The organism is Sphingobacterium sp. WOUb80 (assembly GCF_050058145.1).
Lineage (GTDB): Bacteria > Bacteroidota > Bacteroidia > Sphingobacteriales > Sphingobacteriaceae > Sphingobacterium.
The window spans coordinates 3,073,503-3,095,000 of sequence record NZ_CP165617.1 but is presented as its reverse complement, the minus strand read 5'-3'; the positions used below and the strand labels follow the sequence as shown (position 1 = coordinate 3,095,000).

General features: G+C 45.6%; 14 protein-coding genes. 7 read left to right on the top strand and 7 right to left on the bottom strand.

What is annotated here, in order from left to right; translation table 11 throughout:
• Positions 1-24: 24 nt before the first annotated feature.
• The gene (locus AB1Z56_RS13050) at positions 25-681 is read left to right on the top strand and encodes a response regulator transcription factor (protein WP_309362854.1); all 657 of its coding nucleotides are present in this window, start codon (positions 25-27) and stop codon (positions 679-681) included.
• A gap of 93 nt (positions 682-774) precedes the next feature.
• On the opposite strand, the gene AB1Z56_RS13045 is transcribed toward AB1Z56_RS13050, so the two are convergent.
• From AB1Z56_RS13045 to AB1Z56_RS13035, 3 genes are all read right to left on the bottom strand, one after another.
• Complete coding sequence (locus AB1Z56_RS13045; RefSeq protein WP_426792264.1) at positions 775-2,316, bottom strand: hypothetical protein; 1,542 nt, start codon at positions 2,314-2,316, stop codon at positions 775-777.
• Between the two features lie 22 nt (positions 2,317-2,338).
• Positions 2,339-5,383, bottom strand: coding sequence for a SusC/RagA family TonB-linked outer membrane protein (locus AB1Z56_RS13040; protein WP_309362858.1), 3,045 nt, complete (start codon positions 5,381-5,383; stop codon positions 2,339-2,341).
• A gap of 406 nt (positions 5,384-5,789) precedes the next feature.
• Entirely contained in the window at positions 5,790-8,519 is a 2,730-nt protein-coding gene (locus AB1Z56_RS13035; protein ID WP_426792263.1) for a DUF5695 domain-containing protein, read from the bottom strand.
• A 246-nt stretch (positions 8,520-8,765) separates the two neighbouring features.
• On the opposite strand from AB1Z56_RS13035, the gene AB1Z56_RS13030 reads away from it, so the two are divergent.
• Positions 8,766-12,170 carry a family 43 glycosylhydrolase gene (locus AB1Z56_RS13030; protein ID WP_426792262.1) on the top strand — a complete coding sequence of 1,135 codons (3,405 nt, stop codon included), beginning with the start codon at positions 8,766-8,768 and terminating at the stop codon, positions 12,168-12,170.
• Positions 12,171-12,264: 94 nt separating this feature from the next.
• On the opposite strand, the gene AB1Z56_RS13025 is transcribed toward AB1Z56_RS13030, so the two are convergent.
• Positions 12,265-12,744 (bottom strand): hypothetical protein, encoded by a 480-nt coding sequence (locus tag AB1Z56_RS13025; protein WP_309362864.1) that lies wholly within the window; start codon positions 12,742-12,744, stop codon positions 12,265-12,267.
• Positions 12,745-12,977: 233 nt separating this feature from the next.
• On the opposite strand from AB1Z56_RS13025, the gene AB1Z56_RS13020 reads away from it, so the two are divergent.
• A complete protein-coding gene (locus AB1Z56_RS13020; protein ID WP_309362866.1) occupies positions 12,978-13,901 on the top strand; it encodes a hypothetical protein in 924 nt (307 codons plus the stop codon).
• A 27-nt stretch (positions 13,902-13,928) separates the two neighbouring features.
• Here the strand turns inward: AB1Z56_RS13020 and AB1Z56_RS13015 are convergent, their stop codons facing one another.
• On the bottom strand, positions 13,929-14,903 hold the full coding sequence (locus tag AB1Z56_RS13015; protein WP_426792261.1) for a helix-turn-helix domain-containing protein: 975 nt from the start codon (positions 14,901-14,903) through the stop codon (positions 13,929-13,931).
• A gap of 95 nt (positions 14,904-14,998) precedes the next feature.
• Here AB1Z56_RS13015 and AB1Z56_RS13010 point away from each other — a divergent pair, with 95 nt between their 5' ends.
• On the top strand, positions 14,999-15,496 hold the full coding sequence (locus AB1Z56_RS13010) for a transposase (RefSeq protein WP_426792260.1): 498 nt from the start codon (positions 14,999-15,001) through the stop codon (positions 15,494-15,496).
• Entirely contained in the window at positions 15,489-16,688 is a 1,200-nt protein-coding gene (locus AB1Z56_RS13005; protein WP_309362872.1) for an FAD-dependent oxidoreductase, read from the top strand. Before AB1Z56_RS13010 ends, AB1Z56_RS13005 begins: the two co-directional genes overlap by 8 nt.
• A gap of 1 nt (position 16,689) precedes the next feature.
• Here AB1Z56_RS13005 and AB1Z56_RS13000 read toward each other — a convergent pair whose 3' ends face one another.
• Positions 16,690-16,905 (bottom strand): hypothetical protein, encoded by a 216-nt coding sequence (locus AB1Z56_RS13000; RefSeq protein WP_426792259.1) that lies wholly within the window; start codon positions 16,903-16,905, stop codon positions 16,690-16,692.
• Positions 16,906-17,225: 320 nt separating this feature from the next.
• Here AB1Z56_RS13000 and AB1Z56_RS12995 point away from each other — a divergent pair, with 320 nt between their 5' ends.
• Entirely contained in the window at positions 17,226-18,860 is a 1,635-nt protein-coding gene (locus AB1Z56_RS12995; RefSeq protein ID WP_426792258.1) for an alpha-L-fucosidase, read from the top strand.
• Between the two features lie 20 nt (positions 18,861-18,880).
• Here the strand turns inward: AB1Z56_RS12995 and AB1Z56_RS12990 are convergent, their stop codons facing one another.
• Positions 18,881-20,416: a trypsin-like peptidase domain-containing protein gene (locus AB1Z56_RS12990; protein ID WP_426792257.1), complete on the bottom strand. Its 1,536-nt coding sequence runs from the start codon at positions 20,414-20,416 to the stop codon at positions 18,881-18,883.
• Positions 20,417-20,856: 440 nt separating this feature from the next.
• On the opposite strand from AB1Z56_RS12990, the gene AB1Z56_RS12985 reads away from it, so the two are divergent.
• Complete coding sequence (locus AB1Z56_RS12985) at positions 20,857-21,444, top strand: RNA polymerase sigma factor (RefSeq protein ID WP_426792256.1); 588 nt, start codon at positions 20,857-20,859, stop codon at positions 21,442-21,444.
• The last annotated feature ends 54 nt before the right edge of the window (positions 21,445-21,498 follow it).

The window sequence follows — 21,498 nt, the reverse complement described above, 5'->3', positions numbered from 1 at the left end:
TACCTTAGTAAGATTGGAGGAAAAATGACTAAAATTCTTTTAGTTGATGACCATCGGCTTGTGCGGAACGGGATACGCTTGATAATTGATTCCCACGACAAGCTTTCGGTGGCAGAGGAAGTTGACAGTGCAGAGGATGCATTGATCTATCTTGAACAGAATACATTGCCGGATCTGGTATTAACAGATCTGAATATGCAGGGCATGGATGGCATAAGTTTCATCCGGATGGCAAAAAAAATATACCCGGATCTCAAGTTTGCTGTACTCTCTATGATAGAAGAGCCTGCTGAGGTAGCCGAAGCTTTTCGCAGCGGCGCAGAGGGGTACTTGTCTAAAGGCGGGGATTATGATGAGATTGTCTTTGGATTATTGAGGTTGTCGCAGGGACATCGATATCTAATGACCAATTTCGGTCTGCGTTTTATGGAAAATTTTGATGTCGAGCGGAGTACGGCTGTGGATGTGGCTTCACGCCTGGCGCAGTATGAAATCTCGGAAAGAGAGTTTGCCGTGCTCGAACTTATTGCGCATGGGTTTACGGCTGTCGAAATTGCAGATAAGATCTTTTTGAGCAAACGGACTGTCGAAGGGCACCGTCAGAATCTCATGGACAAGACCAAAAGCAAAAATACAGCCGACCTGATCCGTTTTGCTTTTCAACAAAAGCTGCTGAGTTAAAAAAATGGCCTTTGTTTTTGCGCTGCTGGGTGCAGCGCAGAAAACAGAAGGCCTATATAATAGGGGGTTAGTTCGTGTGGTCGCTCCGCCTGCTTATTTCGAAGCTGATTTCCAGCCATTATCACGTGCTGTTCCCAGTTCGCCAAATTTGCCTTTTTCTCCGGCAGCATCTTTCCCGCCAAAGGTGTAAACAGGCTCACCAATTAGCTCCAGTTGGATCTGGGGAATGGGAAATTGCGTTGGTGTCCCGCCCTGTAACAGATCGTTTCTGCGCATAAATGTAAAGGGTACAAATGTTCCGCCAGCACCATCGATTTCTATTGCATATTCGTAGTGAATCGCATCACGCAACGCGTTTGCGCTGGCTGTTACATCGGGAAGGTTTCCTTTTTGTTTGCGTGATGCCTCCGTAGCATTTAGCTCTGCTGCTGATCCTTCATAATCTTTGAGCCAATACTTGGCTTCAGCCCGCAATAACCGTGTTTCTTCGGCCAGAAAGTAAGGATTGACAGCACCGGCGACATTGAGGGTAGACAATTTTGGGTACATCCATCTGGACCGCATGTAATTGCTGAATAACCCTCTTCCGCGCGCCTCAAGGAGAATACCAAAGTTACTTGTATAGGTGAAATATTGGTAGAAACGTTTATCGTCCGACTCAATCGGTGCCAAAATAATGCTGTTATCTGTAGGATAGGCACTCGGAGTTTTCTTTGTTTTGTCCGCGAGGTAGGCGATCTTGATATCGGCCGGAACATAGGATGCGGTCCCATAAGGCCTTTCGAGCACATCGACCAAAGCATTATAATAACCGCCAACAGTCGTCGTGATGGTAAAGTCTTTGGTAAATCCTTTGTCGGCATAGGCAAGAACTCTGTTCCAATGTGCGGCGCCTAAGGTTTCAGCTTCAGCTTTGTCGCGTGGTACCGAGGATAGGATGCGGGCCGATAGGGAATTGATCAGCAGGACTAAGTCAGCCTTGGAAATCGTTACTCCTTTCAGAAAATCAAAATTTAGGTTGGGTGTCTCGGCGATAAGCTGTAAAGTTTTATCCAGATGTTTGATGCCATTTTCTATCAGCTCCTTGTAGGAATTCGGAAACTCTTTGAGCTTTAAATTGATATCGTCGACAATCAGTCCGCGGTCAAATATGGCGCCCAGATAACCTTGGGAAACTCCTTTTGCATAGTAGGCCCCGATGAGGCAATCCCGGGTGCGGTCGGCACCTTTGTCGTCATAGATTGTCAGCTTTTGGTTTTCAATCAGATCGATTACTTTGGTGGCGTCCAGGTTGGATTGATAGAAATTGGAATATACCTCCCGTACAGCGGCATTTCCACGGTAAGCGGCGTTATTATTGAGGCGCAACCGCGGCTCGTTGGCAAAGTCCCACCAGGACTGGCTGCCGTTGGTATTGGTAGACTGATCGGCCCAGAGACTGAAATGTGAACCGCCGGCATTATTGGTCGTTGTATTAAAGGCCGTCTGAATACTGCTTGTTGTGAGTACATAGCCCAGGCTTTTTATCTTTTCTACGGCTTCAGCATTGGTGAGCGTTGAGGGGTCATCAAATCCGATCGATTCGCAGGAACCTAATGCTAAAATAGTGGCTATGCCCAAAAATATCTTTCTCATATATTTCATGTTGATGGTCAGGTTAAAAATTGAATGTTAGCTTTCCGGAAATGATCCGATAGGAAGGGTAATTGAACCCGTCTTGCCCGATGCCGTCTACATTGACACCCTTAAAGTTTGTCCAGATGAATAGGTTTCGTCCGATTAAGGATAGATTGGCATTTTTTAAGACCTTCGCTAGCCCAAGTTTTTCTGTTGGAAGCTTGTAGGACAAAGAAAGCTCCCGAAGGGCCAAATAGGTTGTTTTTTCGATCCAATAGTCGGTCACTTGCGAAGCATTGAATACTTGTGTGGTGAAATTGAGCGGCTTGCCGGCAGCGGCACTCCGGTCAGAAAACTGCGAACGGTAGACATAGGTCAGGTATTGGGCTGTTTCATTGAATTTTTGACCGCCCTGCTGCCAATCCAGCACACTATAAAGTGAAAACCGTCCATAGTTGAATGTATTTGCAAAACCGACAATGAAATCCGGATTGGCATCGCCGATGATCTTTGCATTGCCTGTGGCTGCATTGACATAAAATACGGGCGCTTCGGTTGCCGTTCCCAGGGCTGCCTTTTCGACCACAACGCCAAATTCATTGACCACATAATCGGCTATGCGCTTGGTACCGTCACCGGCATTGATGACGTAGCCATCGCTATTGGTTTGCAGTTGTGCGAGATCTGAATGGATGCTATACCCATAAATTGCAGTGGTACTCGCTCCAACAGCTTTTCGATAGCCATTGTAGGTGAATTCGGGAACATCGCCCAGGGAAGTAATGCGGCTGCGGACACGGCTGAAAGTAAGTCCCGACGACCAGCTGAACTTTTTCTTTTCCAGTACCTTGCCGTTCACTTCGAGTTCGAGCGAATTGGACTTCACAGCACCTAAATTGTCATAGATACTTGCCGAACCTGAAATAGGGGTAAAGGCAGGTACCGATATAAAGTCGTTGGTACTATTGGAGAAAGCATAGTTGAACTGTACGTTTAACCGCTTGAAGAGAATCGCATCAAAGCCAAGTTCTGTCTCGGCGGTCACCGCTCTTTTAAGGTCTGTATTGTCATTTTGGGTATAACTGACACCGCCAGTATTGGTGATGCTGACCCTGCTGTCTTTGGCGCCAAAAGGAGGAAGGCTCCCGGCTTTACCGTAGGCAGCGCGGAGCTTAAACTCCGTCAATGGGGCTAGATGGATATCCTGTGTGAGTCGGTATGCGGCGGATATCCGCGGAAAAAAGGCCGTACCTACGTCACGTCCGAATCTTGAACTTTGGTCCAAGCGGCCCAGTACATCCACAAATAGCTTATCAGCCCAGGCAAATTTGGCATTCAGAAAATAACCGTGATTGACCGTTTTTTCCCAGGACGACCCGATGACCCGCGTGCTGGGTTCGGTCACATCCAAGCTCTTGACAGGGGCAGTGAGATTACGTCCTGAAGCATTGAAACCTGTCTGGGACGAAAATTCATAGACATATTTCGCTGTCAGCCCCCAGTCCACAAGACCGCTGCGGCGGTTGTAGTTTAACTGAAACTGACCGTTTTTGCTGGTACTTTTTGTGGTCCGCAAGGCATAATTGCCATTGTTGAGCACGACGTCCGGAACGATGGTCTGATAACCTTTGGGGTAATATTCTTCGGTATTGTACTGTTTTGTCTGCAAAGAAATTGCTCCCTCGGCACTCAGGTGTTCTGTGATGGCATACCGGAGTTTTCCGCCGAGCAGGAGATTCTCGGTTTGGTAGGCGTATTCTTCATTGCTTAGCCGATAGAATGGATTGGTCCACTGCTGTCCCGAAAGATTGCTTCCTTTGGGCAGATAAACATATTTGCCGGACTCGTCTTTTTCACTCAGATCAATAAAGGGCTCGACGAGCAAGGTGGAATAAAGCAACCCATCTGAACGGCTAGATACAGCGCTCGAAGGTGTATTGAAGAAGCTATACTGTGTTGTCAGGTCTGCCGTGATCTTGGGCGAAACCCTGTAACCTAGATTGAAAAGGATGTTTTGTCTTTTGTCGGCATCAACGACCGGAGATACACCTCCCTTATGCTGATTCTGCGCAGATAAATAGATATTGTATTTTTCTCCGCTTGCGGCAGCAGCAATCGAATTGGTGAAATAACTGGTGCGACCCAATAGATTTTTTGTGTTGTCCACATAATCTTTATAGGGGTGCAGGTTGACCGAAAAACCATTTTCTTTGTAGTCGATCACCCGTGCACCATTAACCAGTAGGAAGGAGCCGTCGGGGTTGACCTTGAAATGATGCTGATCAGAAAGCGGTGGAAGTAATAAAAGACTGGAATAACCGAGTTCATTGTCGACATTGATATTCAGCTTTCCTTCTTTTTTACCGTTCTTGGTCAGTACCTGAATAACACCGCCCTCACCACGGGTTCCATATAATGCCGAAGCAGCTGCTCCCTTTACAACTTCGATGCTTTCAATGTCATTTGGATTGATGTCAGCGAGTTTGAGTGCTGTGACAAAACCGTCTACAACTATAAGAGGTTCTATTTCCCCAGTGACCGACTTTGATCCCCGGAGATAAACCGATGCTCCGGCGTTGCCGCCAGATTGGTCGATGCGAAGACCGGCGACTTTACCGCGTAGACTCGTGGAAGCATCGAGGGAAGGAACGGTGCCGATCAGCTCCTGGTCTACTTTGGTGAGTGCAAAGGATAGTTTTTTGCGGCTGGTACCTTGTGCGACTCCTGTTACCACGACTTCTTCAAGGTCTTTGTTTGCCGGGCTGAGCGCTATCAGGATGGGACTTTTGTCGATAACAAGCGACAGAGACTTGTAGTTGAGGTGGCTCAACTTAACCTTAAAAGGAAGTTTCTGTCCGGTCACAAACTGGAACCTGCCCTCGCGATCGGTCTTTACGCTGTGGGTAACAGCATCCAGCTGCACGGTGACATCTTCGATAGGCTGTTTTGTTGATGAGTCGATGATACGGCCCTCAAGTGTCGCGTTTACGATAGGTTTGGGTTTGTCCTGTGAATAGCTGGGCTGTACCCAAAAAAAGAACAATAGAAAATAGATAGAATACAGCGGTACCCCAATGTTTTTCATAAGATTTGGATTAATAGTTAAAAATTAAACAAGTGCCAACGCCAATTGATTACTTGTACTATATTTCTAGGGAATGTTTCAGCAGCAGAGCACTGCAGTTTTTGTTAGTAGCACATTCGCATGGATACGATGTGGGATTGTTGATTTTTCATAAAGGATCTTAAATGTTAAAAAAGTTTAGTTGATTGAATATGATAAGCAAATATAGGGAATAAAAAATAAAGTCTATAAAATTAGTAGATTATTTTTTAAATAAATAGGCTTTTACATTGCCAGCTAAACAAAATCGGGCTTCCAGCTAAATGGAAACCCGATTTTGGTACTGTCTTATGACTGCCTACATATAGTGTATATAGCTTTTTTATAGATAACCTGTGTTTAAGCAGGCTGCTTTCTGCATGCTGTTCTAGGGCAGCTTTTTCAGTTTTACTGTTTTCTTCGACAAGGGAATTTCATAGCGGTTCAGTTGATCCTTGCTGATTCCTTCCAGCTCATAATGGCTTTCGGGATTTACATTGAGCAAAATATGCGCGATATTCTGGGCTGGATTACTGTTGAAAACCAGTGTAACGCTGCGGTCTTTCTGATCGTAGTGCAGTTCGGCAATCTCACCTGCATCTGTCGTCAGCCAGAGATTTTCTTTAGCCAGGAATATACGGCCCTTGGAAGCTGTTGTCAGGGCAACTTTCACCTGTTGTTTCTCTGTTTTGAGGTTGCCACTAAAAGCGAGCCAGCCAAATTCAGGATGCTCAACAATATAGGTTCCCGAGTTGACAGCATAGCCATAAAATCCCGTTCCGTAGTCTCCGGATATTCCATCATTGGCCAGTGTGGAAGGGTAGGAGTGGAATGCTCCGGGGCCAAAACCATCTTGGGTGACATTGGCCAGTGCGCCCATCATGCCGGCATGACCGATACGGAGCAGGTAAAAATCATCGGGATGGTCGCGATAGGCCGTCAGGACGGGAATGGCATTGAGAGCCGAACCATAGTGATGCAGTTGGCGCTCGATGCGGGAAAGCTTACCGCCATATACAAAGTCCCAATATCGGCGTGCGCTGCCATTGTAACCCCAGTGCGGTACCGTAGGCATGTAGGCAATAATGGCATTGAGTGTCACCTGGGCTTTGTCGTCGAAACCAAAAAAGCGGGACCACAGGTATACTTCTTCCTGACCGGTGGAGTCCCAGGGCATTTCGCTTCCGAAAGGATAATTGAGGGTTTTCCAATGTTCTGCGCGCTTACGCATAGCCGCCTCCAGGTTATTGGCCATCAGGGTCAACCCCTCCCTGCGCAGGTCGTTGAGAACGATCAGGAATATACTGCCTTCCATCTGACCGAACTGGGCATAATAAGGCGCTTTTTCGACCATGGCCATGCTGGTCTGGTAAGCTCTTTCGAGGTAAGTTTGCCAGCTTTCTTCATTGACGAGATTCGTGTAATTGCGTGCAAGGCGATACATGACCCAATGTGCTGCCGCAACGTGTGGATAATTGTAAGACCGGCCAATATCATCGGCTTCTTTTTTCGGCCAAGCAGCCCAAGTCTTCCAGTTGATATCCGACCGGTAGGTGCCGGCGGGCATGGAATCAGGTTCATAATAAAAGAGGCTTTTGACAACGCCGTATTTCTTGTCACCTTCCCGATGCTGGATGCGGCCGTAGAGGGTTTCATTGACAAATCGCTTAAGCTTGGCTATCTCCTGCAGATCGGGCTGCAGCACTTGCTTCATCATGGCTGCCAGCCAGCTTGCTGCACCAGCTTCGTCACTTAAACCCGCAAACCAGGCGCTCTTATTTTGGGTGATGGGCTGCTGTTCTTCGTAGTCATACGATATAACAGATGGTGACCGGCCAAATAGATCTTTATCATTTTCATACCACTGCTTGGTGGTGAGGAAATGACCCAGGTCCTGTACGACTTCTTTTTCCGATTTGATCACTTTATAGTGAATCGTCTGCGTCATGCCATCTCGGTAGTTGATCGTCAGACGGGCACGTCCCCAGCGGTTGCCCTGTACCTGGTATTCGGTCCATTGATGTGGGGTATTCCCTTTTTTTGTTAGGGTCAGCGCACCTTCGGGATAGACGCTGACACTTTTGATAGCCTGATTGTGTTTGACAAAAAGCTTGGCGGGATTGTCCATAGGAAGGACATAACCCGGAGTGCCCACTGCCACAGGTCTGTTGTTTTTCAATAATTCCGACTCAATGTCACGGATGCTCGGCGCAAGGACAAATTTGAGTGCAAAGGTTTTGGATTCACGGGGTTTCAATACGGTCGAGGTCGGTGTATTCCACTGCTCTACACCCTTCCAGTCGGTATCGGCATGCGCCTTACTGTGGATCAGCCATTCGTGAAATCCCTCAAAGGTAATACTGCGGGGTGTCGGATCGCTGTTGAGCGGATTGTAGGCTTCAAAGCCCGCATTCTTGTAGGGTAATACCAGCAGACTCGGGCCACGGCCATGTAAACGGTTGACCTGTAAGTAGCCGGCATCCCGGCCGATATAGGGATCAAAAAAGACATTCTGGGCATGCGCCTGATCGAGGTTTTTCCAGTCCATGTTGTTGTTGAATGGAAGGGGAATACCCAGCGAACCAATTTCGATGGGATAATCGTTGGGGTTTGTCAGTTCAAAGCTCAGGATCAGATCACCCTGATCATCCTGCCAGCTGCGGACAACCTTTAATGGGATATTGCTAAGTGTAGGGCTGATATCGGCACTGGCTAGGCTATTTTTTGCAGGGCTGAGCGCTTTTACAGGCTTCCGGTCCGCAGCCGATGAATAAGCTGTCCATGTGGTATCGCCCTGTCGGCGCAAACTGATCGTGATATCGCCGATATGAAAAAACTGGTTACGGTCCCTTTTGTGCAGAAGTTCAACAGGTGTATAGTCAAAATCCTTTTCGCTACCGTTGGGACGAAAGGAGGAGAGGGTCTGCGATGCATTGAGGATCGCCACATGCAGATTTTTGAGGGTAAAGCTTTTGGCTCCCTCTTCTACGCCCAAGGTGGCTTGTTGCGCTTTGACAGCTTTCCATACGGGATGTTCATCCTGCTGGCTATATACGCGGCTTGGAAACTGGGTACATACGAGCGCAAATAGGATCCAATAGCTTTTTTTAAGATTCATTTTAGATATTTTATTACTCATGATAAGACAGCGAAGGTCATTGCTCTTACAAAGATGGACGATTACAGCTTGTATTTATGGGTAGATTTTAACCTTCAATAGCCCATTTTTAACCGATTTGACCTTAAAATTTGTCATGTTGTTCCTGATTTATAAATTTAATGTAAAATTGACATTTATCATAGGTTTTATTTATTATAAAATTGACTGAAGAAGCTGTCTTTTTCAACCGATAAACTTTGCGCTATGAGGAAGCATTATCTTTATTTTACAGTTTTGGCTATACTGCTCTTGTCCTCGGGGACGACTTTTGCGCAGTCTTTAACACCTTGGCAGCAGCCGAATGTGCTGAATCCATTGCTGCCGGGCTATTTCGCCGATCCGACCATTAAAAAAATTGGTGATACCTATTATATCTATGCCACAACCGATGGCAATGGCTGGGGGGCCGGACCATCGCAGGTATGGACCTCCAAGGATTTGAAGAATTGGACAATTCGGCCGATGAACTGGCCCAATACGCACTGGTATTGGGCACCTGATATGACGCAGGGATACGACGGGAGGTATTACCTGTATTATAGTCAGCCAGTGGAGATCTTTGGAGCAGTGTCGGATCATCCGACAGGTCCTTGGGAACCGTTGGCCCCGGATGGCAAATCGATCATTCCTAACTATAGGATTCCGGGGGTGATCACCCTCGATGGACAGACTTTCCGCGACGACGATGGCCGTATCTATATGTATTGGGGGACCTGGGGCATCTATCCCGATCACGGATGTGCTGTGGGGCTGCTGAACGAGGATATGAAAAGCTTTGAAAAGGTACAGTTGATCCCCAATACGGTAGCAAAGGAATTTTTTGAGGCTCCCTATATGTTTAAGCGCAAGGGCATTTATTATTTGATGTATTCCTCGGGACATTGCGAAGATGAGACTTACCGTGTGCAGTATGTTAAAAGTAAAACCGGTCCTATGGGCCCTTTTGAATATCCATCACAAAATCCGGTATTGGTCACTAACACGGATGGCAGTATTCATGGTCCGGGGCACCATAGTATACTCGAGCAGGATAATCGCTACTTTATCGTTTATCACAGACACAATAATCCGCATTCGGGTGGTGGTTTTCATCGTCAGGTTGCGCTAGATGAGCTTTTTTTTACAGCGGAGGGCGATATCGAAAAGGTAAAGCCGACGCATCAAGGTGTTGCGGACCTGCTTCCGTCGGCTGCGGGGCCAGAGGACCTTGCCTTCGGTAAAACGGTAAAAGCTTCCTCGTTCTACAACAACGATTTTAGACCTTCTTTCGCGGTCGATCATAATAATGGGACGCTCTGGCGGGCAAAAAATAATATGGGACCGGCCTGGATAACGATTGACTTGGGCAAGGCCGAGACAGTACAGACGATTTCTATTCAGTTTGAATATCCAACTTATGCCTATCAATATCGGCTAGAAACTTCCGTAGACGGCGACTCGTGGACGGTTTTCGCCGATAGGTCGGCCAATAACCGCTGGGCAAGCCCGATTGTGGAGCATAGTAAAACAAGGGCAAGATATGTTAGGCTTCAGGTGCTGAATGCGCAGTTGAATGGGCTGCCGCGCGGGCTGTGGAATATGCGGGTATATGCCCAGCGGCTTGCACAAGAAACGGTATGGTCCTTGCCGCAGCAGATGCCTGCCAGCGGCGTAAAACGACTAGATCTGCTGCATATTGATGCCATGGATTATCGCGAAGGAGAGCAGCTCTCTTATATTCAAAATAAGGGTTCTCTGCAGGGGGCATTCAGGACAGAACAAGCTCTGGCCATTAAAAACTATCAGGGGAAGAAGGCCTTTTTCTTTGATGGAACCACGGCATTGCGTTCGAACTTTGCTGTACCAAAATCCCTGGCTGGGAATAGTTCTTACAGTCTTGCGCTGTGGGTCAATAATCCAGCAATTGAAAGGCTTGAGCAGCTGATTGCTTGGTCGTCGGGGGCGCAGGAGCTCAGCAAAGCGATATTTGGTTACGGCAGCGACCCGAAGCAGGGGGCGGTCATCCACGGATCCTGGCCTGATATGGGCTATTCCTCGGTACCCAGTCCGAATACCTGGCATCATCTAGTGCTATCTTTTGATGGTTATGAGGAGTCTATTTATGTCGATGGAAAACTGGAGCGCAAGGAAAATAGGATGCTATTTGTCAATCCGGGGGAATCTTTTGTCCTTGGAGCTTCGGATATACTGGACCAGAATTTTTCGGGTTATGTTGCTAGTTTGCATTTCTATAATACAAGTCTAGATGAGGAATCTGTGGCCAAACTGGCAAATGAGGTTCCCAAACAGCACTTCTTTGCGCTGCAAACTGATGATTTAAATCTGGGAAAGGTCAATACGTTGAGAAACCAGGGGACAGCACTAGATACGCTGGTGACGGTGCAAGATGGGGAAGTTGTTGTTCAGGGAAATAGACTCGCACTACGCGGAAAGGCCTTTGCGGCGGGAGCTTTGACTACGCTATTGCAGCGAAAAGATTACGCGATGGATTTTGACTGGTATGATGGTGGGGCATGGCAGCATGGGGTTGTTGTTGTTGATGGCAGCAACAAAATCTTTTACCGGAATGGGAAGGTCGAAAAGCCAGCTTTGGCTAATAAGCTGCTGCAGGTAAAAGAGAACAAAATCGAACTGGCCCATCCTTTACATTTCTTTCGTGTATACCCCCATACGCTGAATGCAGGTGAGGTGAATACAAAATTTAGGCTATGGAAGGAGGGATTGGTTAGCGGTCTCGATCGTGTTGCACCGGTGGTGCTTTCTCCGCCGCGCTTTATCAATGCCGATCAGATTTTTGTGCAGGTCGAAAAACAGTGGGGACTATGGTATCTGTTCCGTTCCGAAAGCGGAAGCTCAGGCTGGAAGCAGGAGCCCTACTATCTTTTTGGGGCCTCCGAAATCGGCAAATCGATCGAAATTTTGGCAAAGGATGCCTTTGGTCATGTGAGCAGGGCTTTGGTAAAGTCTGTACCGGAGCAAAAACCGTCTCTGCTCCGGGCATCTAATCTGCCGAATGATAAGGCCGCGGATAAGAAAATTCCTTTTTGGGATGGCTATCAGGCCAATGTATGGGACGATAGTACACAGACAGCGATATCCTGGCAAATCGATAGTGGAAGAATCCAGTCCAAAGATACGAAATGGGGTGATGTAGCGTTCCCGGTACCATTCATTTATAAAGAACTTGAGGGGGATTTTACGCTGGAAGTCAAGGTCAGCGATGTGGTCGGACTGGAAAGTAAAACCCGTACATCCAATGAAGCAGGAATCATGATTCAGCGAGCAGACAGCACAAATGCTTACATCAACAATTGTATTTTGACCGGGTGGAACCTGGGAAATCTATCGCGGAGCATTGGACCACAGGTTTTTCAGGAAGGAAACACGGGGACGGGCCTAAATTTTTTGCCCTACCTCCAGATCCAAAAAGTGGGCGATTATTTCTTTTTGCGCTGCTCGGCCGATGGCATGAAGTGGAAGGATCTTCCCAATACGCCATTTCTACGAAAGGATCTGAACGGAATAAAGCTTCGGGTAGGACTCTATCAGCTTGCCGGCAATAACCAGTTGGGCTACGCTGTATTTGATACCCTCAGGATTTGGAAGTAAGCTGATTCTCCTGGTGTTTCAAGAGAATTTTTTAGGTTTCTACGGACGATCGTTAATCTGATTACCGCGGCGGCTAGCGATTACTATGGAAGGATCACTTGGGATCAACATTCCCCAGCGTCCGGATCAACGAATCAGCCTCAGCTTTTGTAGTGGGTCTGCTGGATGATGCCGTCTGCACTTTATAGCGGATATCCACAACTTTTGCCTGTACATCATAAATGGCCTCCACTTCCAGTACCTTGGTGTATAGCTTCTTTTCGGCGTCATATCCGAAAGCGAAAAGATCAAGTTCATTTTGTATGTTACAACCCTTGAAAGCTATATTTTTCCAGCGATGTCCTACATGGCCGCTTGGATTGTACCAGATGATGCAGGAATCGAGATTTCTTCGGCCCCAGCTGGCTGGAAGGATATATAAACCCAGTTTTTTGCGCTGTTCATTGTAATCGACGCCATATTTTTCTGTAATGCACCTTTTGCTAAAATAAGACTGGATGGAGGGGTATATAGGCAATAGGATCACAATAAAGGACAGGGCGATAAATAGGTTCCGAAAAGTGGTCTTCTTCATAAATATGCTATCTTGTTTGTTGCTAAGCTGGTTTATTCGCAATGGCAGCGCGTTGTCGGCAATTCATTATTGTCTTCTATTTAAATATATTAAAAAAATATCTTTTGAAAGCTCCTACGGAAGGATTTTCAAAAAAAATAAAGGTGGGTTTTCTTATACAAGTTAAAAGTATGGCTTATCAAAAACATTCTGATAAGCTTATTGTTTTAAAAAACAAGGCATAACCTTAGGCAATGAATAGACTTCTTGTAACGCTCAGATCATTTCTCTTTTTGTCCCTATTGCTGTTGACAGGTTGTTCCACGCTGATCAACAATGTTCAGGTGCATACCTTGACGACAAACTACTGTGCGCCCAATGTGGCCTATACCTCAATTCCGATACAGGAAATCACTGCTAAGGATAGTATCCGGATAAGGAATGTTTTTTCTTATCATGATTTTGTACTGATCAAATACCTCAATTTGACAGCACCACTTATCCAATATTTGGATAGTCCGGCTAATGCACCGCTAAAATTGGCTGCGAGACAACAGATGATCGAAAAGTATATGCTGTTTGAAACGGAATTGAATGCTATTGCAGCAGAGCTGGACTGCAATGGTGAACGTATCGATAAGCTAGCAGGTTATATGGACGAACTGAATGCGAAAACGCAGACCCGTTTGACGGTGGCTTCTATCCTTCTGGGGGCTGTGACAGCTGTGACAGCAACTACGGTCAAGAATGACGACCTCAATAATGGACTGAGCATCGCCGGAGGGGTAGGCACAGCGGTTTTGGGATTTATGACCCTCAACCCCAAAGGCAAAAAGGTCAAGATGCAGCTGCAGCGCAATATGCTTGAAAGTATCTGGTATCAGAATAATAAGGCCCTGATCTATCCGAACTCGGTCTGGGGGATTTTATCGGAGAAGAAATTTAGCAATTCTGAAAATCACTCGCTGATCGAAACAACGCGGCAACGCTGGCTCCGTTATGGGTTGGACGATCAGCAGGATAGTCCCCTTCAGCAGTTGTATTTTAGAGATGGTGGAACTTTTGCTGCTGGGGAACTACACGATCTGGCCAATATGCACAATGAATTGCAGGCGACTATTCGTGCTATTCAGCAGGATATGCGAAGTTTAATACAAGTGATGAATACCTTGGACTGATCGATAAGTTGTTTCTTTGGTGTACGCTCATGGTCTGACCTGATTGGGGCTGATGGCAAACTTTTTCTTAAACGCACTGCTAAAATGCTGCAGTGAACAGTAGCCCAGTTCAAAAGCGATTTCAGTGGCTTGTTTTTTACCCTCGAGCAGCTGGTTTTTTGCCAGCTCCAGACGCAGATCGGAAAGATAGGAAAATGCGGTTTGATGGAATACCTCTTTAAATCCCCGTTTGAGTTTGTATTCATTTATACCCACTATCTTTGCCAGCTCAATCAGCGAAGGTGGCGACTCCATATTTTTGACCAGGTAATCGCGGGCAAATATAATCCGTTCTTTATCTTCATCATATTTTAGATAGGCTGCTGCTGAAAATCGGCTGTTATGAAAAGATTCGGCCTGTAAGACCAGTAATTCAATCGTCTTTGACAGAAAAAACATCTTCTTGAGACCGGCCGAGTAATCGCAGTTCAAAATCGAACGGATACAGTTCAGCTGTGATAAATCGATGTTTAAATTGCTGTCTGAAAATGCGGTGGGACTACCTGATACGATCTTGTCCGCAAATCTTTGGAGGGATTCATTTCCATTTTTTGATATATCCAAAAAGGCATCCTTCTGAAATTGGATCATAAAGGATTTCATTTTTAGTTCATCAAACCTCATTTTACCCGAAGCCTGTGTACCGTAGAATAAATTGTGTTGATTTTTTTTCAGTTCAAAAGTCCCGTTCATCCCATCCTGTTGGATTGATGTGCTCCCTTGCAGGTTAAAATGCATGCTTACCAGTTCTGTATCGCCTGTCCAGTCAAGTTCAGCCGGCCTGTCGAGATCGGCTTCTGCATACAGGATTTTGATCCCGTCAAAAATCCATTGTTTTGATGAGAGCTCACCATCAGGCAGCTTGATTTTAAAGACCTCATCTTTAAAATCCCTGCCCCTAAAGCTGTCTTCATCAAAAGCCATTTTAAATGGCTTTCCTTCATTTTTGAATTCAAATCCCATGGTTCCCTAATTTACTAGTTTTACTCCTTTTTTTGCAAGTTGATGCGATGGAAGCGAGGTAGTTTTGTACTGAAAATTAACGATAATTACTCGATATGCAAAATACCCATACATTCTCCAAAGCTACCCAATGGCTGTTTTATTCCATCTGCGCATACTTTCTGATGAATGGTGCCCAGCTTTGGGAAACAGCACTCATGGTGCCTGCATGGACAGCAGCGCCACCTTCTTCCCTGATTGTCTTTCAGAAATCCTATGCTCTGGATTTTAAGGTTTTCTGGATTGTGATGCACAGCCTGCATGAAATTATCTTTATCGTCGCTTTATGTTATAATTGGAAAATAAAAAAGCGCCGAAATTTGATGGTGGCGGTATTTTTGGCCCATCTGGGCATTCGGATCTGGACTTTGATCTACTTTGCACCCACGCTGATGGAATTTCAGCGATTGCCTCACAATGATACTGTGGACCTTATCCTAAAAGAGAAAGCTGCGCAATGGCGCCATTTGAATGACTTGCGGGTGGCCCTATTTTTTGTGCTCAATTTTTTACTGATACCCGGATTAAAAATTAAAGAAAAAGACGATGAATAAGAAAGTGATTATTATCGGCGCTGGTGCTGCTGGGCCAATACTGGCATTGCAGCTCAGAAAAATAGGTGATGACGTTGAAATTTTCGAATCCCGAATGGACAGCAATAGGCAGGAGGGGGCCTTTTTGGGGCTTAGCCCGAATGGATTGAATGTGTTGAAGGAATTTGTGGATTTAAATGCGCTAAAAGAGGACTATACAAGCGCTTCAATGATTTTTTTCAATGCACGGGGAAAACAGATCGCCAAGCTTGATACCCAATATCAACTGCAAAAATATACGGTTGAAACCCTTCAATTAAGACGGGCAAACCTGAATAAGCATATTCGGGAAGCGGCGGCAGATGCGGGTATAAAGATAAGATATGGTAAAACGTTCGTCAGTTTTCAGGAAGCAGAAGATGGTGTTACCGCCTATTTTGCCGACGGAACTTCGGTTTCCGGAGACCTGATGATCGCCTGTGACGGTATGTTTTCGACCGTCAGAAATCGTTTATTTCCAGATTTATCTGTACTTCGATATAGCAAGCTGATCTCGACCGGTGGTTATGCTTGGCTGCCAGAGCTCGCTAAGCCGTCGGAATCCATACAGATGACCTTTGCTGAACGTGGTTTTTTTGCCTATTCGGTTTCCGATAAAGGTGAAGTATGGTGGTTCAATAATTATTTTAGAGCGCAGGAACCGAGCTCTACGGAAATTAGGAAAACGCTGAAAGGCGAAATTCAGCAGCAGCTGCTCGACATTCATAAAAATGACGATCCATTGTTTTCCAAAATTATAACCAACAGCCATGAGATCATAGCCTATCCGGTTTATGATTTGCCTAGGTTGCCTAAATGGTACAAGGGGCGGGTTTGTCTTATTGGCGATGCAGCGCATGGCATCTCGCCTCATATCGGGCAGGGAGCTGCACTTGCCCTGGAAGATACAGTAGTGCTCGCAGAGCTTTTGAAAAGGCATCGGGATTACCAAAAAGCTTTTGAACTTTTTCAGTCGCTACGTCAGCCCCGAGTCGAAAAAATCATAGCAAGTGCCCGAAAAGTGGGGGATACTAAAACAAAAACAAACCCAATAGCGGCCTGGTTTCGCGATCGCCTGCTTCCTTACTTTATCGACAAACAAATTCAACAGCTGGATTGGATCTATGGCTGGACTTTCCCCCCTACCAACACCACTGATTTACCCCAAAATTAAGTTAGACAGCAATCTCTTCTTCCCTTGGATGAACGGATTGTTGTCCTTTGATGTTTTTGATTCCCTTCTTACTTAACCATTCGATAAAATGATCGGGATCGTCTGGTGTAAAATGGATGACCTTACCCGTGTTGAGCAGTAAGGAAAATATACCGCAATTCGCAATGAATTTTATGATTTCATCAGAACGGTGTTTCAATAGCGGAAAATATTCCATTAAGTTTATCTTTTTTTTTTCTTTTAAAAATAGGTCGGAAAAATATCCGAAATATGCGTTAAATGGTTAATTCAATCGATTGCATAAACTGTTTCAAAGATGTGAAATATTGTTGATATTTCTCCAAAAGATTATAAATTATTATACCATGCTTCGGTAAAACACCAATATCGATATTGTGCAAGTATTCATCGATTATGTAGTTTCTTTGATGGTTCAATACTGGTACTTTTGTTAGGAAAGAAGATAACAAATTATAAACCGAATGACTTTGTCCCATACTTTTAGGCCGAAGCATTCTGACCGAAGATTATCGTATAATGGATAGAAGAACAGCAATTAAGTTTCTCGGTGCAACTATTCCGACCCTTTTCCTTGGTAAATTTGGAGCTGCCCACGCATATCTAGGGAAAGCTCCTTTTCATCCCGATTGGCGCTCACTTGAAAATTATCAGGTACCTGATTGGTTTCGCGATGCCAAATTTGGCATCTGGGCGCATTGGGGACCACAATGCGAGCCCGAACGGGGTGATTGGTACGCCCGTGGTATGTATCAGGAGGGATCGGACCAATATCAATATCATCTTGAAAAATACGGACATCCTTCTGTCTTCGGTTTTAAGGATGTGATCCATCGGTGGAAAGCCGAAAACTGGAATCCGGAGGAGCTGATGGAACTATATAAGAATGCCGGTGCACAGTATTTTATGGCACTGGCCAACCATCACGATAATCTAGACCTTTACCACAGCAGCCACCATAAATGGAATAGTGTAAATGTTGGCCCTAAGAAAGATATTGTAAAAGGCTGGGAACGTTCCGCAAGAAAAAGAGGTCTTAAGTTTGGCGTAAGTGTACACGCGGCACATGCTTGGACCTGGTATGAAACTGCACAGCGGAGTGATAAAGAAGGTAAGTTTGCCGGTATACCCTATGATGGGAAATTAACGAAAAAGGATGGCGCAGGACAATGGTGGGCAGCATACGATCCGCAGGAACTTTATGCACAGGATCATGCGCCTAGTTTGGATAGTAAGGATGATAACACCGTTCATCGGCAATGGCATTGGGATGTAAATTCGGGGGTAAGTGTACCAACAAAGGCGTATTGCGAAAATTTTAAGGCCCGGACCCTGGAATTGATCAACAATTACAAACCCGATATCGTTTATTTTGATGATACCGTCCTGCCGCTCTGGCCGATAAGCAATGTTGGGCTGGAGATAGCCGCTGATTTTTATAATAAAAGCATGCAGGCCAATAAAGGCAAGGTTGATGTGGTAATTAATGGTAAAATCCTCAATGAACAACAGCGTAAATGTCTGGTATGGGATATCGAACGGGGGCAGAGTAATGCCATCGAGCCGCAACCCTGGCAGACTTGTACCTGCATAGGATCCTGGCATTATGACCGGCGGATCTATGATAATGATCAATATAAATCTGCCAAGACCGTTATTCATATGCTGATAGACGTGGTCAGCAAAAATGGTAACCTATTGTTGAGTGTACCCCTGCGCGGTGATGGATCTATCGATGACAAAGCTAGAGCAGTGGTCGAGGGGATAGGGGGCTGGATGGCTGTACACCGGGAAGCTATTATAGGAACAAGACCATGGCGTATTTTTGGTGAGGGCCCTGCACAGGAGGAAGCGCCTTCGCTTAATGTTCAGGGGTTCAACGAGGGAAAGGGAAAGGCTTTTACCAGTGATGATGTTCGTTTTACGACAAAGGGAAATGTACTGTATGCCTTTATTATGGGAATACCTACTGAAAAGCCGATTAAAATCAAGTCATTGGGGCGTTCCGCACCCAATACCCGTGTGGTCAGCAGGGTACAGCTACTGGGCGTTAATGATCGGATATCCTTTCGGCAGCTCGACGATGCTCTTGAGGTTCAGGTACCCGACAGTTTCGTTCAAAATGATATCGCAACAGTACTAAAAATTACCTAATGATGTGATCTATTTACGTGCTACAGCAGCTGTTCGACATTGGATAAAAACTTTAATACAGCATCTCTAGGAATAGCTAGACAAGCAGTATGACTGAAACGTGCAATGTTGATGCCTATAAAATGGCCATTGCTATCGACTATCGGACTTCCACATTCATCGGCATGAATGCGTGAATCGTGAAGAAACACACTTGGAAAGTGGTCCCTACGAACTGATTTTCCTTTGGGAATGTTGTTTGCCGGATGTGGATTTTCCCTGGTTGGCCATTTGGAAAGGATGACCTTGGTATGAAAATCCGCTGCTCCCCGTCGGTATTGAACCTGTAGCGTATCGCCTGCAGAAAATTGTTGCATGGCCGCATTGATTTTGACGGCACTTGCTACATCATGACCATTTAATGCAATCATATGGTCGCCGACTTGGAGTCCGGCGTGGGCTGCTGCTCCCATGCTATCTACTTTTGTTAAGGTTGGAAGACCGTCTAGCTCCCGCATCTGTGCATCGAAAGTTCCTGGAACAGGTATACGTGGGAAGGTGCGGGACGACATGCCCAGGACACCGGTTTTGCGCTGATTGGAGGTAAGCAGTGACCATAAATTTAAACCCACCAGTGTATCCGGTATACCTTGCTGCGCAATTTCCGATATGGCGATCGACGGAAATTTATGATCACCCGTGAGTGCCACCAAGTCGCTTTTTTCGTCTCTAAGCAGGACTTTTAAGGCGTAGACCTTCTTGCCAATTTTAACAATTGGCGCTTTGCCAACTAAACTACTTTTGGATAAGATCACCTGCTTCTTGTTGCGCAATTGAAATACCGTTCCTAATATAGAAATACTGTCGTCTTTTAAAATACTGCTAATTCTTATGGACTGAAAGTTTGTCTTTGGATGTTTTGCCTGTTTTTTTAGCGCCAATTCCAATAGTTTCTGCTGCTCAGGATCGCTACCGATCGAATCGCTTAGACTGGGATAAGTGTCGATAGCGACTGGGTGGCTGAGCGACTGCCAATATTTACGGTAGCTATTTACAGGGACCTCAAAATTGATGCCCTCAGGACTATCGATACGGCTGTGAAGGCCAATGACCCGACCTAGGGCATCAAACAATGGGCCTCCGGAATCTCCCGGTTCCATGATGCTGCTGCTTTGAATAAAACCATAGTCGTCCATTTTTTTTAGAATACGCCCGGTACGCAAAAAGGGAATGTAGAAGGGGAGTGTTTCAGGATAAGATAGTCCAAAGCAGAACTGGTTTTCAGCGATAGATGATGACCAGCCCATTTCAGCAAAGGGCCAGGGGCCTTCACCCTGCATCTTCATCATAGCAATATCGGGCAAGTTGCTCTGTTGATCCACGACCAGTCTTCCGAGCGCCTTGGCGACTCCCTGCTTGCCATCGGGGAAAATTACGCGATAGAAATTGCCCGGCTTTGTGGAATGTGCCACTGTAAGGATAGCTCCATCCACAGATACAATAACACCACTGAAAGGGGCACTGTTTTGCTGGCCGCTGATACTGTCAATACCAAACATTTTTATCGATGCCGCCATTGCCCGGAAAAGGGTAGATTTCGGTATGTCGTGATCAGGCGACTTGCTTGTCTGCGCTAAGCAGTTAGCGGGATAGGTGGCTAGGCACAAAATCGCCCAAATAATGATGTAGTGGAAGACTGTTTGATCAGAATTTTTTTTTGAGCAAGGTGTCATATTGCGAACAGGTTGATTTATTGGGTTAGGTTGGCTTTAGAATGCCACGGCTCAAAGGTAGCAGATTTGTCAACAGAAAAACAAGAGCAACCGAGTAGATCTGAATATATTATTGACTTTGCTTTCTTTTTGATCCTGTTCGCCGAAAAATTTATGGCTTATATGGAGAAATTTTGAAAAATTAGTAGGAAGAATTTAGGGATAAGTCGTCGATAGGAAGTATCAATTCTTTTTAGTTATCTTTATCCACGAAAAGATTGACCTCTAGCTAAACGAATCTACAGATGAACTATACGAGCGAAAAAGAGCTGCTTGAAGATTTCCTAAAAGGGAAAGAGCAGGCTTGCGCGCATGTATACAACCGTTATTTCAATCGCATTTGTTTATACGCCTCAAGCTTTGTGGATGAAAGTAAAGAAGCAGAAGATATTGCCGAGGAGGGCTTTATTCGCTTGTGGCATGGCAAGCGGAGCTTTGACAGCTTGTCGCATCTGAAAGCGGCGCTTTATCAGGCAACGCGCCATGTAGGACTCAATCAGCAGACAGCCCGAATGCGTAGGCTGAATCGGGTCGATAGCTATGTTGCACAGCAGGAACAGGATCAAAAATCGCATTTACATGAAATTGTCTACGCCGAAGCAATGGCCGAACTCTACGAAGCCATTCAGAAGCTCCCGCCCAAAGCACGGGAAATCATACAGCTGAGCTACCTCGAAGGCAACAGCAATCAGGAGGTTGCTGATCTATTGCAGATCAGTATTCAAACCGTGAAAAATCAAAAATTACGTGCTCTGAGCCTTCTGCGCGAACATTTGAAACGAGATTCCTTCAATTATCTACTCTCATTGATTGTTCTTTTTGGAAAATTATAATTTTTTTTAACTGTCTTTAGTACTTTTTTAAATCGGTGTGGTATCTATAGATGA

Bases quoted from the DNA above. Each gene is read 5' to 3' on its own strand.
- AB1Z56_RS13025 (WP_309362864.1), bottom strand. From the start codon at position 12,744: ATGAAGAAGACCACTTTTCGGAACCTATTTATCGCCCTGTCCTTTATT.
- AB1Z56_RS13040 (WP_309362858.1), bottom strand. From the start codon at position 5,383: ATGAAAAACATTGGGGTACCGCTGTATTCTATCTATTTTCTATTGTTC.
- AB1Z56_RS13000 (WP_426792259.1), bottom strand. From the start codon at position 16,905: ATGGAATATTTTCCGCTATTGAAACACCGTTCTGATGAAATCATAAAA.
- AB1Z56_RS13035 (WP_426792263.1), bottom strand. From the start codon at position 8,519: ATGAATCTTAAAAAAAGCTATTGGATCCTATTTGCGCTCGTATGTACC.
- AB1Z56_RS12995 (WP_426792258.1), top strand. From the start codon at position 17,226: ATGGATAGAAGAACAGCAATTAAGTTTCTCGGTGCAACTATTCCGACC.
- AB1Z56_RS13050 (WP_309362854.1), top strand. From the start codon at position 25: ATGACTAAAATTCTTTTAGTTGATGACCATCGGCTTGTGCGGAACGGG.
- AB1Z56_RS13020 (WP_309362866.1), top strand. From the start codon at position 12,978: ATGAATAGACTTCTTGTAACGCTCAGATCATTTCTCTTTTTGTCCCTA.
- AB1Z56_RS13045 (WP_426792264.1), bottom strand. From the start codon at position 2,316: ATGAGAAAGATATTTTTGGGCATAGCCACTATTTTAGCATTAGGTTCC.
- AB1Z56_RS13005 (WP_309362872.1), top strand. From the start codon at position 15,489: ATGAATAAGAAAGTGATTATTATCGGCGCTGGTGCTGCTGGGCCAATA.
- AB1Z56_RS12985 (WP_426792256.1), top strand. From the start codon at position 20,857: ATGAACTATACGAGCGAAAAAGAGCTGCTTGAAGATTTCCTAAAAGGG.
- AB1Z56_RS13030 (WP_426792262.1), top strand. From the start codon at position 8,766: ATGAGGAAGCATTATCTTTATTTTACAGTTTTGGCTATACTGCTCTTG.
- AB1Z56_RS13015 (WP_426792261.1), bottom strand. From the start codon at position 14,903: ATGGGATTTGAATTCAAAAATGAAGGAAAGCCATTTAAAATGGCTTTT.
- AB1Z56_RS12990 (WP_426792257.1), bottom strand. From the start codon at position 20,416: ATGGCGGCATCGATAAAAATGTTTGGTATTGACAGTATCAGCGGCCAG.
- AB1Z56_RS13010 (WP_426792260.1), top strand. From the start codon at position 14,999: ATGCAAAATACCCATACATTCTCCAAAGCTACCCAATGGCTGTTTTAT.